At 37.3% G+C, this 15,136-nt stretch carries 18 protein-coding genes; 13 read left to right on the forward strand and 5 right to left on the reverse strand.

What is annotated here, in order from left to right:
* Positions 1–44 precede the first annotated feature (44 nt).
* From AC1VS3_RS08305 to AC1VS3_RS08320, 4 genes are all read left to right on the forward strand, one after another.
* Entirely contained in the window at positions 45–1,022 is a 978-nt protein-coding gene (locus tag AC1VS3_RS08305; protein ID WP_008689983.1) for an ABC transporter substrate-binding protein, read from the forward strand.
* Between the two features lie 9 nt (positions 1,023–1,031).
* Positions 1,032–1,943 carry an ABC transporter permease gene (locus AC1VS3_RS08310; protein ID WP_008689984.1) on the forward strand — a complete coding sequence of 304 codons (912 nt, stop codon included), beginning with the start codon at positions 1,032–1,034 and terminating at the stop codon, positions 1,941–1,943.
* 9 nt (positions 1,944–1,952) lie between these two features.
* Positions 1,953–2,753: an ABC transporter ATP-binding protein gene (locus AC1VS3_RS08315; RefSeq protein ID WP_008689986.1), complete on the forward strand. Its 801-nt coding sequence runs from the start codon at positions 1,953–1,955 to the stop codon at positions 2,751–2,753.
* A gap of 307 nt (positions 2,754–3,060) precedes the next feature.
* Positions 3,061–3,705: an N-acetylmuramoyl-L-alanine amidase gene (locus AC1VS3_RS08320; RefSeq protein ID WP_008689987.1), complete on the forward strand. Its 645-nt coding sequence runs from the start codon at positions 3,061–3,063 to the stop codon at positions 3,703–3,705.
* Positions 3,706–3,768: 63 nt separating this feature from the next.
* On the opposite strand, the gene AC1VS3_RS08325 is transcribed toward AC1VS3_RS08320, so the two are convergent.
* Complete coding sequence (locus AC1VS3_RS08325; protein ID WP_008689990.1) at positions 3,769–3,975, reverse strand: DUF378 domain-containing protein; 207 nt, start codon at positions 3,973–3,975, stop codon at positions 3,769–3,771.
* Between the two features lie 101 nt (positions 3,976–4,076).
* On the opposite strand from AC1VS3_RS08325, the gene pta reads away from it, so the two are divergent.
* Positions 4,077–5,060, forward strand: coding sequence for a phosphate acetyltransferase (gene pta / locus AC1VS3_RS08330; protein WP_008689991.1), 984 nt, complete (start codon positions 4,077–4,079; stop codon positions 5,058–5,060).
* A 219-nt stretch (positions 5,061–5,279) separates the two neighbouring features.
* Here the strand turns inward: pta and AC1VS3_RS08335 are convergent, their stop codons facing one another.
* The 4 genes from AC1VS3_RS08335 to dinB all read right to left on the reverse strand — a co-directional run bounded on the left by AC1VS3_RS08335 (position 5,280) and on the right by dinB (position 8,417).
* Positions 5,280–5,417 carry a hypothetical protein gene (locus AC1VS3_RS08335; RefSeq protein WP_008689993.1) on the reverse strand — a complete coding sequence of 46 codons (138 nt, stop codon included), beginning with the start codon at positions 5,415–5,417 and terminating at the stop codon, positions 5,280–5,282.
* A gap of 16 nt (positions 5,418–5,433) precedes the next feature.
* The gene (locus AC1VS3_RS08340; protein ID WP_008689996.1) at positions 5,434–6,636 is read right to left on the reverse strand and encodes an MFS transporter; all 1,203 of its coding nucleotides are present in this window, start codon (positions 6,634–6,636) and stop codon (positions 5,434–5,436) included.
* Between the two features lie 288 nt (positions 6,637–6,924).
* A complete protein-coding gene (locus AC1VS3_RS08345; protein WP_008689998.1) occupies positions 6,925–7,170 on the reverse strand; it encodes a hypothetical protein in 246 nt (81 codons plus the stop codon).
* A 2-nt stretch (positions 7,171–7,172) separates the two neighbouring features.
* Positions 7,173–8,417 (reverse strand): DNA polymerase IV, encoded by a 1,245-nt coding sequence (gene dinB / locus AC1VS3_RS08350; protein ID WP_008689999.1) that lies wholly within the window; start codon positions 8,415–8,417, stop codon positions 7,173–7,175.
* Positions 8,418–8,576: 159 nt separating this feature from the next.
* Between dinB and AC1VS3_RS08355 the strand changes: the two genes are divergently transcribed.
* The 8 genes from AC1VS3_RS08355 (at position 8,577) to AC1VS3_RS08390 (ending at position 14,888) form a co-directional block, all read left to right on the forward strand.
* The gene (locus AC1VS3_RS08355; RefSeq protein ID WP_008690000.1) at positions 8,577–9,161 is read left to right on the forward strand and encodes a LexA family protein; all 585 of its coding nucleotides are present in this window, start codon (positions 8,577–8,579) and stop codon (positions 9,159–9,161) included.
* Positions 9,162–9,237: 76 nt separating this feature from the next.
* Positions 9,238–9,456, forward strand: coding sequence for a hypothetical protein (locus tag AC1VS3_RS08360; RefSeq protein WP_008690001.1), 219 nt, complete (start codon positions 9,238–9,240; stop codon positions 9,454–9,456).
* Positions 9,457–9,528: 72 nt separating this feature from the next.
* Positions 9,529–10,203, forward strand: coding sequence for a response regulator transcription factor (locus tag AC1VS3_RS08365; protein WP_008690002.1), 675 nt, complete (start codon positions 9,529–9,531; stop codon positions 10,201–10,203).
* A complete protein-coding gene (locus tag AC1VS3_RS08370; protein ID WP_008690003.1) occupies positions 10,193–11,206 on the forward strand; it encodes a sensor histidine kinase in 1,014 nt (337 codons plus the stop codon). Before AC1VS3_RS08365 ends, AC1VS3_RS08370 begins: the two co-directional genes overlap by 11 nt.
* Positions 11,207–11,330: 124 nt before the next feature.
* On the forward strand, positions 11,331–11,555 hold the full coding sequence (locus AC1VS3_RS08375) for a hypothetical protein (protein WP_008690004.1): 225 nt from the start codon (positions 11,331–11,333) through the stop codon (positions 11,553–11,555).
* A 351-nt stretch (positions 11,556–11,906) separates the two neighbouring features.
* The gene (locus AC1VS3_RS08380; protein ID WP_008690005.1) at positions 11,907–12,089 is read left to right on the forward strand and encodes a hypothetical protein; all 183 of its coding nucleotides are present in this window, start codon (positions 11,907–11,909) and stop codon (positions 12,087–12,089) included.
* Between the two features lie 11 nt (positions 12,090–12,100).
* Positions 12,101–12,868 (forward strand): ABC transporter ATP-binding protein, encoded by a 768-nt coding sequence (locus AC1VS3_RS08385; RefSeq protein WP_008690006.1) that lies wholly within the window; start codon positions 12,101–12,103, stop codon positions 12,866–12,868.
* A gap of 85 nt (positions 12,869–12,953) precedes the next feature.
* Positions 12,954–14,888, forward strand: coding sequence for an FtsX-like permease family protein (locus AC1VS3_RS08390; RefSeq protein WP_270650421.1), 1,935 nt, complete (start codon positions 12,954–12,956; stop codon positions 14,886–14,888).
* The last annotated feature ends 248 nt before the right edge of the window (positions 14,889–15,136 follow it).

Raw genomic sequence — 15,136 nt, forward strand, 5'->3', positions numbered from 1 at the left:
GGTATCATCATAACTATAATATGGAAAAGAAAAGAGGAGAAACAATGAAAAAATTAATGGGAATTCTCGCTGTCTGTCTGCTCATCAGTGGATGTGGCACAAAAAACGAGGAAGCAAAACCAGAAACCGCCAAAACGTACAAAATAGGTATCGTTCAACACATGACACACCCGGCTTTGGATAGTGCCAAAGAAGGTTTTACGAAATATCTCAAGGGTAAAGGCATTGAAGTTGAATTCGTTGAAAAGAATGCCCTAGGTGATACAGCCACAAACGATATTATCACAAAACAATTCGTCTCTGATGATGTCGATTTGATTTATGCCATTGCGACACCTTCTGCATTAGCTGCGGCGAATGCAACCGTAGGCAAAGACACACCGGTAGTTTTTAATGCGGTAACGGATGCCGTAGATGCCAAGCTGGTAAAAAGCAATGAAGAACCGGGAGCGAATATTACTGGTGTATCAGATGCAGCACCTTTAGAAACACAAGTTAAACTCATTCGCACCTTCTTACCAAAAGCTAAAAAAATTGGTATGATCTATAATATTGGTGAGCCAAATGGTAAGTTACAGGTAGAACAAGTTGAAAAAATGGCACCTGATTACGGCTTTACCGTAGTAAAGAAAGGTATTTCTCAAGCTTCTGAAATTACAACAGCGGCACAACAGCTGGCAAGTAGCTGTGACTGCATTTATAACATTACAGATAACTCTGTCGTAGCTGCCACCGCAACCATTACGGATAAGGCAACAAATGCCAAAATTCCAGTATTTGCGGCAGAAGATGGACAAATGAAATCAGGTCTTTTGGCTAGTGATTCCATCAGCTATGAAAAACTAGGAGAACAGGCTGGTGCTATGGCTTATGATATTTTGGTAAATGGAAAAAAACCATCTGCTATCCCTGTTGAAACAGCGAAAGAAACCAAACTGATGATTAATAAAAAAGTTGCCGAAAAACTCCAAATCAACATTCCTGATGATTTGGCAAAACGTGCGACCTTCATTGAAGAATAAGGTGATGATATGGATTTCTTACTAGATGTAGTGGCACAAGGCCTTGCCTATGGCATATTGGCCATCGGTGTGTTACTGACCTATCAAGTATTGGATTATGCGGATTTGACGGTAGAAGGAAGCTTTCCCTTAGGCGCAGCAGTAGGAGCAATCTTTATTACCCAAGGATGGAATCCTTTTGTTGTCCTCATCGCTGCTTTCATTGCCGGGGTACTAGCTGGGTATGCGACCGGAATCCTCCATGTGAAATTTCGCATATCCTCCTTATTAAGCGGTATACTGGTCATGACTGCTTTATACTCTATCAACCTTATTGTCGCAGGTAATTCCAGTTTGATTCCTTTATTCTCTTATGATACGATATTTACCTATGGAAATGCAATTGCGGATATGGTGGGCGGCACCATGGGAGAATGGATCATGAAACTTTGGCCTGTAATCATTCTCCTTGTACTGGTCCTCCTTATGAAGCTGCTAATAGATTGGTTCTTACAAACCAAATATGGATTCTTAATGAGAATAGCCGGAGATAATCCACAATTGATTGCCACCTTAGGAAAAGATATCGGTTGGATCAAAATGAATGGACTGGCCTTAAGCAATGGGTATGCCGCCGTTTCCGGTGCTTTAATTTCACAGTTTCTGCGCTCCTTTACCGCAGATCTGGGTACTGGCATGATTGTCTTAGGCTTAGCCAGCGTCATCATGGGAATCACCTTATTTAAACGCTCCCGCTTCATTGGCTTTACCACCAGCGTTGTGCTTGGTGCCATCGTTTATCGTTTTGCCATTGCCGCTGCCTTAAATGCCGGATTTCCATCGACGTATCTGCGTTTGATCATGTCGATTATCTTCATCCTGGTATTGATTCTTGGCAATGGAGTGATGGCAAAATTCTTTCATCGCTCGATAAAAAATTGAGGTGACGATATGTTAAAATTAGAACACATAAAAAAGACCTTCAACAAAGGAAGTGCAAATGAGGTCGTTCTGTTTACAGATTTGAATGTTGCAATTGAAGATGGAGAATTTGTGACGATCATCGGTTCCAATGGCAGTGGTAAATCTACTTTCTTTAATATCATTAGTGGCAATATCCTGCAAGACAGTGGAAAAATCAGCTTTCAGAAGCAAGATATTTCCAAGGTTCCCGAACATAAACGCTCCCAATATATCGGACGTGTTTTTCAAGACCCGCAAAAAGGAACAGCACCTTCTTTAACCATCTTACAAAATATGGCGATGGCTTATAATAAAGGGAAAGCCTTTGGTTTAACAAAAGGTGTTGATCGTTCCTTAATCCCTTTATTTAAGGAAGAATTAACAAATATGCAATTAGGCTTAGAAGATAAGCTGGAAGTCTTAGTAGGCGCTTTATCCGGTGGGCAGCGCCAAGCTTTATCCTTATTAATGGCAACCTTAATTAAACCGGAAGTACTACTATTGGATGAGCATACGGCTGCACTTGATCCCAAAACAAGTGATTTGATCATTCATCTGACAGATAAAATCGTAAAAGAAAAGAAGATGACGACGATTATGATCACTCATAATCTAAAACATGCCATCACATATGGAGATCGTTTATTAATGTTCCATAAGGGAGATATCATATTAGACATTAAAGGTGAAGAAAAGAAAACCTTAACTGTTGAGAAATTGATAGAGAAATTTAACTCTTTAAATATGATTGATGCCCTAGATGATGAATTAGCATTCAGTGTCCAATAAAAATAAGAGTATTAGCATATAAAAAACGGCTGTTTTTAAAGTGAAAAGAACCCTTTCCTTTGGTTATTCAAAGAATTGGGTTTCCTTCACATAGCGACAGCCTTTTTCTATATGCAGTAAGGTTATCCTTACGGTTTTACTTTTAGAAAACCATCCTATATTCGTAAGCGTATAGCTAAGCCCCTATTTCACCGTCATATGCATGGTACTTCATTTATTCAGAAAGTATTAAGGTTTTAGAAAGAAAGCGTTACCTTTTTCGTAAGTATTCTTCGTTATACTTTAACTTAACGAAGGAGATGAAATTATGCGTAAGAAAACTTTAAAATACATGATTGTAGCGGTTGGAACTTTGCTCATTGCCACACGGCTATTCCAACAGAAAGCTCCTGCCTATGATAAGTGTGAAGTCATCCTTGATGCAGGGCATGGCGGACAGGACAGCGGTGCGGTGTATGGTGGATTCATGGAGAAAGATTTTAATCTTGAAATGGCACATGAAGTGCGCCGATGCTTAGAGCAAAAAGGAATTAAAGTTCATATGACACGCTATAAAGATGAAGCCTTAGGTGAAAATGAACTTAGCGATTTAAAGCGTCGGGTACAACTTGCCAATCATACTTCCTGCAAATACTTTGTTTCCTTGCACGCGAACGCCTCGAACAATCATCTGGCACATGGCTTTGAAATCTATACAAACAAAAAAGGAACTGCTTTAGCAAACGCTGTATCTGCTGCTCTAGCTACACAAAAAGACATCCGCAATAATGGTGTATTTGATGGTAATCGTTTGTATGTAGTACGCAATACCTTAATGAATTCCATCCTAATTGAAGTCGGTTATCTAGATCAAACAACAGATAAACAAATTCTAAATCATCCCGACAAACGAAAAGCTCTTGCCAAACTGATTGCTGAAGGCATTTTCCAAGAAATGAAGAATTGCGATTAGGCGAAACGATCTAACGCCATATAAAAAAAATACATAGCATAAAAAAAGGAGAAACGCTTCTCCTTAATCTCTATGCGGTGTATCTATGCGAGCAAAGAAGCTCAAGGCGTATAAACCACATACACCTACAACTGCATAGATGATTCTGGATAATACAGATCCTGTTCCAAACAAGGCATCTACCAGATTAAAATCTAAAAATCCAATAAGACCCCAGTTAACAGCTCCTACAATTACCAGAGAAAGAGCTATATAATTCAATGCTTTCATGTTTATTCAGCCTCCTTGTTCATAGTATGCTCAACACATCCCTTTTCATACATCATCAAATTGCGGTTATTTTGGCAATACCTTTTTCATAAATTTCTGTTATGATTAAGGCAGAAGATAAGAAAGCTGGTGTCATCATGCAAAAACTTGAGGCAAAGACAAGAATCCTCTTCACGGAAGGAACCGATCCACGCGTTTTACATGCCGCCCAAAAATTAATTGATAAAAACGTGCTACACCCGATTGTTTATGGAAAACGGGATCGCATTAAAGAAGTAGCGAGTAAAGAACATTTAGATATCCGTAAACTGGAAATCCTTGATCCGGATGCGTTTGCCGATAAAGAACAGATGCTATTGCGAATGCTGGAACTGCGCAAAGGAAAAGCAGATCGCAAAATGGCAGAGGAATGGATACAAAAGGATACGTATTTTTGTACAATGTATGTAGAAATGGGGTATGCCGATGGCTTACTTGGCGGTTCTACCAATTCTACTGCAGATACCTTACGTCCCATTATGCAATTGGTAAAAACGAAGCCCGGTTGTAGTTTTATGTCCAGTTGTTTTCTAATGCTAAAAAAAGAACAGCGCCTAATTTTTGCAGATTGTTCCATGAATCGCAATCCCAATGTTGATCAATTGGTGGAAATCACATTGCAAAGTGCTGAAAGTGCAAAAGCTTTCGGCTTAACGCCAAAAGTGGCACTCCTATCCTATTCTAGTAAAGGAAGTGGCAGTGGTATTGATGTTGACCTGGTACGTGAAACCGCCATACGTCTTTCTCATATGCCCTTGGATTATATTGTCGATGGTGAGTTACAGGTAGATTGTGCATTAAACCCTCAAGTGGCAGAGCTAAAGGCACCTAACAGCCCCATCAAAGGAGAAGCCAATGTACTGATCTTTCCTGATTTGAATTCCGGCAATATCGGATATAAGCTTGTTGCTAATTTAGGAGGCTATGAGGCATTAGGACCTATTTTGCAAGGCGTTCGTTTGCCAATGAATGACTTATCCCGTTCTGCCAGCATAGATGAAATATATAAAATGGCAATCATTACCGCTATGCAAAAAGAACGTTGATGATTTCCCGAAAAATTATAATGAGCACTTGAAAGATAATAGAATTTCAAAACACGTTTTTATGCACTCTGCCAAGCTTGATCAAAATGCTGAAATAGCAACATTAATTATGCTTTCGATAAATCAGAGAATTATCGTCATGTTCATTGCGAAATGTTTAACTAAAAACATAAAAGAAAGCCAGACCAAAGTCTGACTTATCATAACCTGTGGACAATGTTATTCTCCCGAAGGACCGTTTTTAGGTTCCCTTTCATCAGGATAATACTTTAGATTGGCATTGGTCCACTGATTATTACCGGCATCCTTTTTGGCCGGTTTTTTATTTGTGGCTGGTTTTGCTTTCTGCTTTTTCATATTCTCACCTCAGTCGCTAGTAGCGTGGATGCTTATCGCTGATTCTATGTATATAGCTAACAAAAAAAATGACACAAAGCATAACCGTCAGAGCACAGACACAAAATATCCATTTCAATGCGATATAATCTGCCAAAGGTCCAAACACTACAGTGCCTAAAGGCAACGCACAGGCATTTATGATCTGTACGGCACCAAATACCCTACCTTGTAAGAAAGATTCTACATGCTCTTGCAGATACGTTTGATAAGACGTTTGAAAACAAGGCATACATATGCCTATCAGAAAATTAGCACCTAAATACACTGCAAAATTAACGGCCATTCCTAATACCAACATGAATGCACCATAAACAAAAGTTGAGTATAGCAGCATTGTAATATGCCTTTGGCGATGTCCCCAGATGCTCATCAAGACACCGCCAACAACAGCACCTAAGGCAAACAGCATTTCGCTGATAGAAAGAGCATATACGGTTCCATGAAAATTACGTGCAACCAATAACGGTGTCATAAAAGCAGCAGGTGATATAAATACCATAACAAAGAAGATAAAGAGCAGCAGCTTAGACAGCATGTCATGATGTCTTATATACTGCCATCCTTCTTTCATCATCTGCATCGTCTTTTTCTTGTTTGCGTTTAGCTTTTGTGAATCCACCCTTACCAACAGCATAATGCCATTGCCAATGAGGGCAGTTATCACATCAAGGAAAAAAGCTATTTCTAATGGCATAAGTGTTAACAGCAGCCCACTGATGATAGGAGATAAAAACATCATCAGCGAATTAATAACACTATATATACTATTTATCTGCAGTAAATGCTCCTGTGGCACTAGCTGTGGCAATAAAGCATTTACAGCCGGCATTTGGATACCACTTCCTGCAGAGCGGATAAGTAAAACAACATACAGCATCCACATTTCCTGATAGCCTGTTAAAAAAGCCATAGCGACGATCCATGTGGAAAACGCAATTATACCATCGCTCCACATAATCAAATTACGCCGCGAAAAACGATCTGCTAACACCCCTGCAAACATGGATATCAACATTTGCGGAACATAACCACAAATCGTAGCAACACTCATCATAACACCGGATTTGCTTTGCAGAGTAATTTGCCAGATGATTGCAAATTGAACGATACTGGATCCAAATAATGAAATTGTTTGGGCACTTAAAAATTTAATACTATTCTGTTTCCATAATTGCATAATCATACTCCCTTTTTATAAGATACAAAACATAAAGAAAAGACTTCGCCTTGTTAAAAAAATTCGCGTAAGTCTTTATCATGTGAAACAGCATATTATTTTTATATGACGAAAAAAACAAAGAACTTTGTTTATTGACCGATACTATCTATTTTTAAGACAACGGCTTCGCACAACACTGTTTTCACTGCGAAGCCCTCTGCTCTTCGATGCTTTTTGAATACCCGATACAGCATTCTGCTCACCGCCTTTCTTTTTTATTATAAAGATAATTTTTATCCTCGTCAATCAAGGTTTTGCACTTTCAATAAACCAGCGAGTTCTCTCTAGAAATAAATTACGTTCAACCCCTGCTATACGACAGCGATATAAGATGCCACATCCTCCTACCTGTGATGCTGACTTGCGGATTTCCAATACCCGATCAATTGGATATTCCATGCCATTGTCCCATATCATGACCTTGGGTATCAGATTGCCATAGCGATCATGTAAAGTCAATACATCCACATAGCGCTTATACAGTTTCATCATACTTAAAAGAAGGATACCGGATGAATCACATGTTCTTCCTTAGGATTAAATTCTGAGAGATCCGGTGTCAGCAATGTTACACAGCGTCGCACTTTCGCAAAACCAAAACGATTGCGTATCTGATCAATACTGATTTCTAATTGCTTCTGGCGCTGTCGCTCTTCTTCACTGGTAAATAAATTTAATTGTGTAAGTGCTTGATCATCCTCAATGCCACTTACACTTACTCCTATCGTTCGCAACGGTTGTTCAAAAGTATAATTTTCTTTTAATAACTGCAATACGACCGGCATGATTTCCTGCGCAATATTGGTAGCTTGCATGATCTTACGCTGTCTTGAAAACCAGGATAATTCTTTATTGCGCAAAGAAATGCTGATTACATTTCCCCTCAATCCACTGTCACGCATTCTTGAAGCTACGGATTCAACTAAAACATAATAAATAATCTTCGCTTCCTCAAAGGTATTGATATCTCTTGGAGCCGTAATGGCATTCCCTACGGATTTTACCGGCTCTTTCGCTCCACTCAACGCCACTTCGGAAATATCTTCGCCATTCGCAAACCACCAGATAAGCTCTCCCATCTTGCCAAAATGATCTTTCATCCATCCCTTTGATAAATTAGCCAAATCACCAATCGTATCAATACCATAATAACGCAGTTTCTTTTTGGTAGCTCTGCCCACATAAAATAAATCTTCTACCGGCAATGGCCAAACCAGTGTCTGATAATTATCCTTGCGAATTTCCACAAGCCCCATTGGCTTTTGCATATCGGAACCAAGTTTCGCAAAAATCTTATTATAACTGACTCCGATGGAAACACTTAATCCTATTTCCTGCCATACTCGCTTCTGAATCTCTTGCGCAATCGCTTTTCCGCTGCCAAATAAAGAAATCGATTGTGTCAAATCAATCCATGCTTCATCTAAACCAAAAGATTCCACTTTATCCGTGTATTCCCGATAAATGTCCTTTACCTGCTCCGTATAATACATATAAGCTTCATAATCCGGATGTATGATTTTCAACTGCGGACATTTTGCATAAGCCTCACGTAAAGATTCACCTGTTTTAATATGATAAGCTTTTGCCATATCATTCTTTGCTAAAATTATGCCATGGCGAGCCTCTTCATGACCACCGACCGCCATCGGTATCTTTCGCAGCTCCGGATGTCGCATTTCCTCAATTTGCGCATAACAATGGTTGATATCGCTGTGTAAAATCACACGTTCCTGCATATTATCCCGCCTTTCGCATTTATTATACCTCTTTTGTTCCACTTTTCAATAAAATTTGGAACATTGGATAACTTTTCCTCTCATTATTATATCAAGTGTTCCAAAAACTTGTCACAAATGAAAAGTTATGGTAAACTAAAGTAAAGTGAGGTGCACGCTATGACATTAAGTGAACTGATTCGTTATTATCGTGCTAGTGAGCATCTGAGTCTGGAAGCTATAGGAGATTATGTCGGTGTAGCAAAATCCACTGTTAAACGGTGGGAATCCGGAGAATCAAAAAACATACCTCAGGCGAAACTGGAAAAACTCTCGGAATTATTTGGCATTAATGTAGAGGCATGCCTAAACAACCAGATAAAACCTATTTTGGGATATGTGAAAGCCGGTTATGATTTATTTGCACAAGAAAATCTACTTGGTTATGAAGAGGTGACACGCAAAGAAGCCAGACAAGGTGATTATTATTTAAAAGTACAAGGGGATTCCATGAACGGATCGCGCATTTATGATGGAGATTTGGTTTATGTGAAAAGCTGTAGCGATGTCAATAGTGGAGAGATTGCTGTTGTTTTAGTCGATCGACAAGAAGTTACGATTAAAAAGATCATCAAAAAAGAAGACTCTTTACTATTAGTCGCCAGCAATCCTACTTATGAACCTCGTTTATTTCATGGAGAAGATCTTCGCAATGGACGTATTCAAATCTTAGGCAAAGTGCTCCACTCAAAAATACAATTCTAAATTTCCTATACATATAGTATAACTACCGTATAAAGCAGTTACCTCTTGTCAATAATCTAAACAGGAGGTTTTTATTATGTATGCAATTCGCAGTAAACGCACCCATCGTTTTTTTGCAGGCGTAGATACACATACCGGCATTCACAGCTCTCACCATCTGCGCATGGATGAAATTCCCCTTTTATTTCTAAATGAAGAGCTTGCCCGCATTGAATTATTAATGCATCACATGAGCCCTTCCGCTTATGATATCGTAAAAATAAAGCTGGAAATTGAAGAGCCGATTTCCTCATAGAAGAAATTCCCACCGGAATTTCTTTTTCATTTTTAACAAAATAAGCTATAATAAAACCAAGGTGGTGATGATATGTATCGCATTATGGTAATTGAAGATAACGATAAAATACGTAATGAGCTTTGTGATTTTTTAAGTAAAAACGGATATGAGGCCTTTGGTCCTGCCGAATTTGATCATTTACTGGAAGATATTCATCAGCAGAAGCCAGATTTACTACTGCTAGATCTAAACCTTCCTGTCGTAGACGGCCATTTTATATGCCGCGAAGTACGTAAGAACAGTGAACTCCCTATCATGATCGTCACAAGTCGTGATTCTGATATGGATGAATTAATCAGCATGAATCTTGGTGCCGATGATTTTGTGACAAAACCATATAACCTGCAAATTCTATTAGCAAGAATTTCCCGTATCTTACAGCGTTCCTATGAGCACGCTTCCAGCAACCAATTGATGATTCATGATATCGTCTTAGATATATCCAAAAGCACCCTCAATTGGAAAGGCAACAGTGTTGATTTAACAAAAAATGAATTACGCATCATGCATTGTCTGTTTCAAAATAAAAATAAGATTGTTTCCCGCAATGAGTTGATGCAGCATATGTGGGATTGTGATCTGTTTGTTGATGATAACACCTTAACGGTCAATATTAACCGCCTGCGTAAGAAATTGGAATATCTGCGATTGGATGATTTGATTCAGACAAAACGTGGTATGGGATACATTATTTATGAAGATTAAAGATTATTTATTTGAGAAACTATATTTCATCTTGTTAGGCTTATTGACCTATGCCATTATCGTGCTATTTCTTTATGGCATAGGAAATAATACGCAGGCCATCATGGTTGTATCTCTATTATATTGGGGCATGCTGCTGGCAATCCTCATCATTGAATATGTACGCCGTGCATCTTTTTATCAACGTTTGTTAGATACCGCACAATCCTTAGATGAAAAATATTTGCTTACTGAAATGATGGAAGAGCCCTTATTCTTAGATGGTAAAATTCTTATGGAAGTATTGCATGAGGTAGATAAATCGATGGCTGATCATGTCAACCTTTATCGCAGTGCACAAGCCGATTATAAAGATTATATTGAGATGTGGGTTCATGAAATTAAAACCCCACTTGCCGCAGCAAAATTGGTGATTTCTAATAATCCATCCGCCATTACCGATAGTTTACATGAAGAAATAGAAAAAGTAGAAAGCTTTGTAGAACAAGCACTTTTCTATGCCCGCAGCACATCAGTAGAAAAGGATTATCTAATTAAAGAATTATCACTACAGGAATGTATATCCAAGATTTTACGCAAGCATTCTAAAATATTTATCTTACAGAAAATCAGCGTAGAATTATCAAATCTTGACCAAATCGTATATAGTGATAATAAATGGCTGGAATTTATTCTCGAACAAATCATTTTAAATGCTATCAAATACATGGATAAAGAAGAAAAAACATTGCACATTTATGCAGAGCGGAAAGAAAATACGATCCACCTGCATATTCAGGATAATGGCATCGGTATTTGTCCAAGTGATATTTCACGCATCTTTGAACGGGGATTTACTGGTAAAAATGGCCGAATAAATGAGAAAGCAACCGGTATGGGGCTATATTTATGTAAGAGTTTATGCGATAAACTATATTTGGGTATACATGCCGCTTCTTCAGAAGGTGAAGGCACTACTATAACATTGGATTTTCCCATTAGTACATTGATGCTGTTAAAGTAATTAATTTTTTATAAATTTTATCTAGAAGCCTTTAATATAAGGCTTTTTATTGTATAATATGTCGGAATATCTATGGTAAAATATACAAATTTCTGCTAGTATGAACATACAGGGAGGGAGAACTATGAACACAAGTGAAAAAAACAGTTATCTGATTATCTATGTTCTGCTTGACTTTGTCCGCTATGTAAAAGAATTGGAAAAAGCTGCTACGACAGAAGAAGAGCAAAAACGTATTCATGAACAGTGCGACCTTTTACAAAATTATTGTGGATTGTATCTGAAGCAGACACTTGGTGAACGTGAAGTTTCTATTTTTCTAAAAGAAATTCAAGATCTGCTAGCCTAGCTGTGGTAAGCAGATAAAAAGCTACAGAACGCTTTGTTTTAAACGGGGCATCTGTAGCATTTTTCTTGAAGGATAACGGTTTGCTTTTATACTATGCATTTCTTTATGATACGATAACTGCGTTTTTTTATATACGTTTCTTATATGTGAGGATACATACGTTTTCGTATCTGCCTCTTTCTTTTATAAGATAATGCATTTACATATCTGTCCACAACAAAGCTCATAAGAGATGTGTGTGGAAGATGATAAAAATGCTAACTTACAGAAATGTAAGTATATTGTAATACACATCCATGGCGTAGCAGACACAGATAACGTAAAATATGAGTGTACCATGGAGGTGATGATATGAAAACATTATGGAATCATCGAATCGAAGGCTGTATTTTATGTATGGCGATACTCTTATTTCTACAGACTCTGCTGCCACCATTTTTACATACCGGCATTTACTGGTGTCTGTTCTTCTTATTTCTTATGACCATACTATTATATCGACTTAATGCCATCCATGAGCATTTGCATAAATAAAGGAGGAGCTTATGAAACCTGTATTAGTTGTAGATAAAATTCAAAAATATTATGGAAATCGCGGTAACATAACAAAAGCAGTTGATAATATCAGCTTTTCTGTTGAACATGGGGAATTTGTTGGTGTGATGGGACCCAGTGGTTCTGGAAAGACGACACTGTTAAACTGTATCTCTACCATCGACACGGTAACCAGTGGTCACATTTTTATCAATGATTCTGATATTACAACATTGAAAAAAGGTGACTTAAGCAAATTTCGTCGTGAAGAATTGGGCTTTATTTTCCAAGACTTTAATCTGTTAGATACTTTAAATGCTTATGAAAATATTGCTTTAGCATTGACCATCCAAAAAGTGAAACCAGATACGATTGATAAACGTATCAAAGAAGTAGCTCATAAATTAAATATTCTTGATGTTTTACAAAAATATCCTTACCAGATGTCCGGCGGTCAAAAACAACGTGTCGCAAGTGCCCGAGCATTAATCACCAATCCAAGCTTGATATTGGCAGATGAACCAACAGGTGCTTTAGATTCCAAATCCAGTCGTATGCTATTAGATACTATGGAACATTTAAATCAAGAATTTAACGCAACCATCATGATGGTAACCCACGATGCGTTCACCGCATCCTATGCTCATCGTATTTTATTTATCAAGGATGGTAAGATTTTTAACGAACTTCATCGCGGCAATGACACGCGCAAAGCATTTTTCTCCCGTATTATGGAAGTTGTCACACTATTGGGAGGTGACATTAGTAATGTACTTTAGACTTGCCCTGCGCAATGTCCGAAAAAGTTATAAAGACTTCCTCATATATTTCTTGACCTTAGCCTTTTCTGTCTGTCTGTTCTATATGTTTAATTCCTTTCAAGAACAACAGGCAGTCATGGAGGTCAGTCAATCACAGATGGAAATGATTAAAATTCTGGTTTATACCATGAAATATCTTTCCATCTTTATTGCTATTGTCTTAGCCTTTCTTATTTTATACGCAAATAACTTTTTGATTCGGCGCAGAAAAAAAGAACTTGGTTTATATATGCTACTTGGAATGCCAAAAAACAAAATATCCCGTGTCTTGGTGTATGAAACATTTATTATCGGTATCTTATCCTTGTTTACCGGCATGCTTATCGGCATCTTTCTTTCCCAAATCCTGACAAGCGTCACCGCCAATTTATTTGAGGTTTCTTTAGATTATCATTTTATCTACTCAAATAATGCCACTATATTAACCATTTTCTCCTTTAGTATCATCTTTTTTATTGTCATGTTGTTTAATACCTTCATTTTGAACCGCTATAAACTGATAGACTTAGTAAGAGCAGAACACATCATTGAACACATGCACATTAAAAAGGTTTATTTATCTTTTACGCTATTTATCCTTTCCCTAGCCATACTCGCTTTTACATATCATAAGGCTTTATATGAAAAAAGTCTGATACTTTCCTTCGATCATCTACCAACCATCATCCTCTGTGGCAGCATAGGAACTTTCTTATTTTTCATGTCTTTGGCTGGCTTTCTGATAACAATTATCAAACGATTTCATACTATTTATTTAAAAAACTTAAATATCTTTATTCTGAACCAGATCAATGCCAAAATAAATTCAAACTATATTTCAATGAGCATTGTTTGCATCATGCTGTTAATAAGTATCGGGGCATTATCTACCGGCTGGAACATGAATGCAACCATTAATAAGAGTATACGTAATGTGACCCCTTTTGATTATTCCTTATCTTTACAATATCCATGGGGAAAACATCCTAAACAAATGAACAACGAGCAATTTCAAGCAGTTATTGATAAACTTGGAATAAGCGATGATCCTAATATACAGGAAACAAGAATCACTAGCATGTATATGACAAAACTGCAAAGTGATGTGCATTCCTTCAGTAAATATGTAAGCGATAAAGAACTGCGCAATCTTATAAATACGAATGAATTAAATACTTCTATACTGGTGGTTCCCCTTAGTGACTTTAATTATGTTTTAGAAAAAACCGGGAATTCTAAACTTCATTTGAAATCAAATGAAACTTATCTTTATACGACCATGGCTTTGTTTGATCAAGCTGTTTCTGATATTCTTGCTGCTCATCCTACTATTCAGTTATATAATACCCCACTAACGATAATTAATGATACTTATGAAGCTGTTTCCATGTACACCTCCAGCAATATCGGATATGATACCTTTGTTTTTATCATACAGGATGAGCTTATTCCCTCAGATGCGCTTCCCTATGTAAAAGCTTGGAATGTCGAATTAAAAGACCCTACCAAGGAAACTGCATTTGATCAAATGGTAAATCAAAAATTACATACAAAAAGTGCTAATCACTATCCTTTTCTAGGACGTTCAGCGCAAATAGTTAAAGAAGCCAATAAAGGCATGTCGGTGATATTTACTTATATTGGTTTATATCTTGGCATCGTCTTTATGATTGCTAGTGCCATCATCCTAGCACTTCAACAGTTATCACAGGCAAATGATAATAAAAAACACTATGCGATATTAACCAAGATTGGTACAGATCAGAAAATGTTAAATCGTTCTATCTTTTTACAAATCAGTATATACTTTCTCCTGCCATTATTATTAGCACTCTTACATAGTTTTATCGGTATTCAAGTCGTAAATGAATTAGTTTTATTATTCGGTAAAAGTGATATCCTTATCCCTTCTTTCTATACAGCGTGTATTATCACACTTATCTATGGATCTTATTTTGCCATTACTTATATCGGATATAAAAATATTTTACGTTCATAATGTCATATTTGTTTTATAAACTATGAAATGTATCAATATTCTTGTATTGCTAAAAATAATTTCTTTTTATGATAAAGACCTCTTTTCTCGCACCCTTTACTTGTAATCGTATGAAATACTGAATGGGTATATATGGGATAATAACGATTTAGCGGCTTATGATAAAATGCTGAGTTTAGGGGGTTTTTTTACATACAATCGAGTAGGGTGAAATAAATCACCCTCTCACACCACCGTACGTACGGTTC

It is taken from the genome of Longicatena sp., assembly GCF_982403165.1.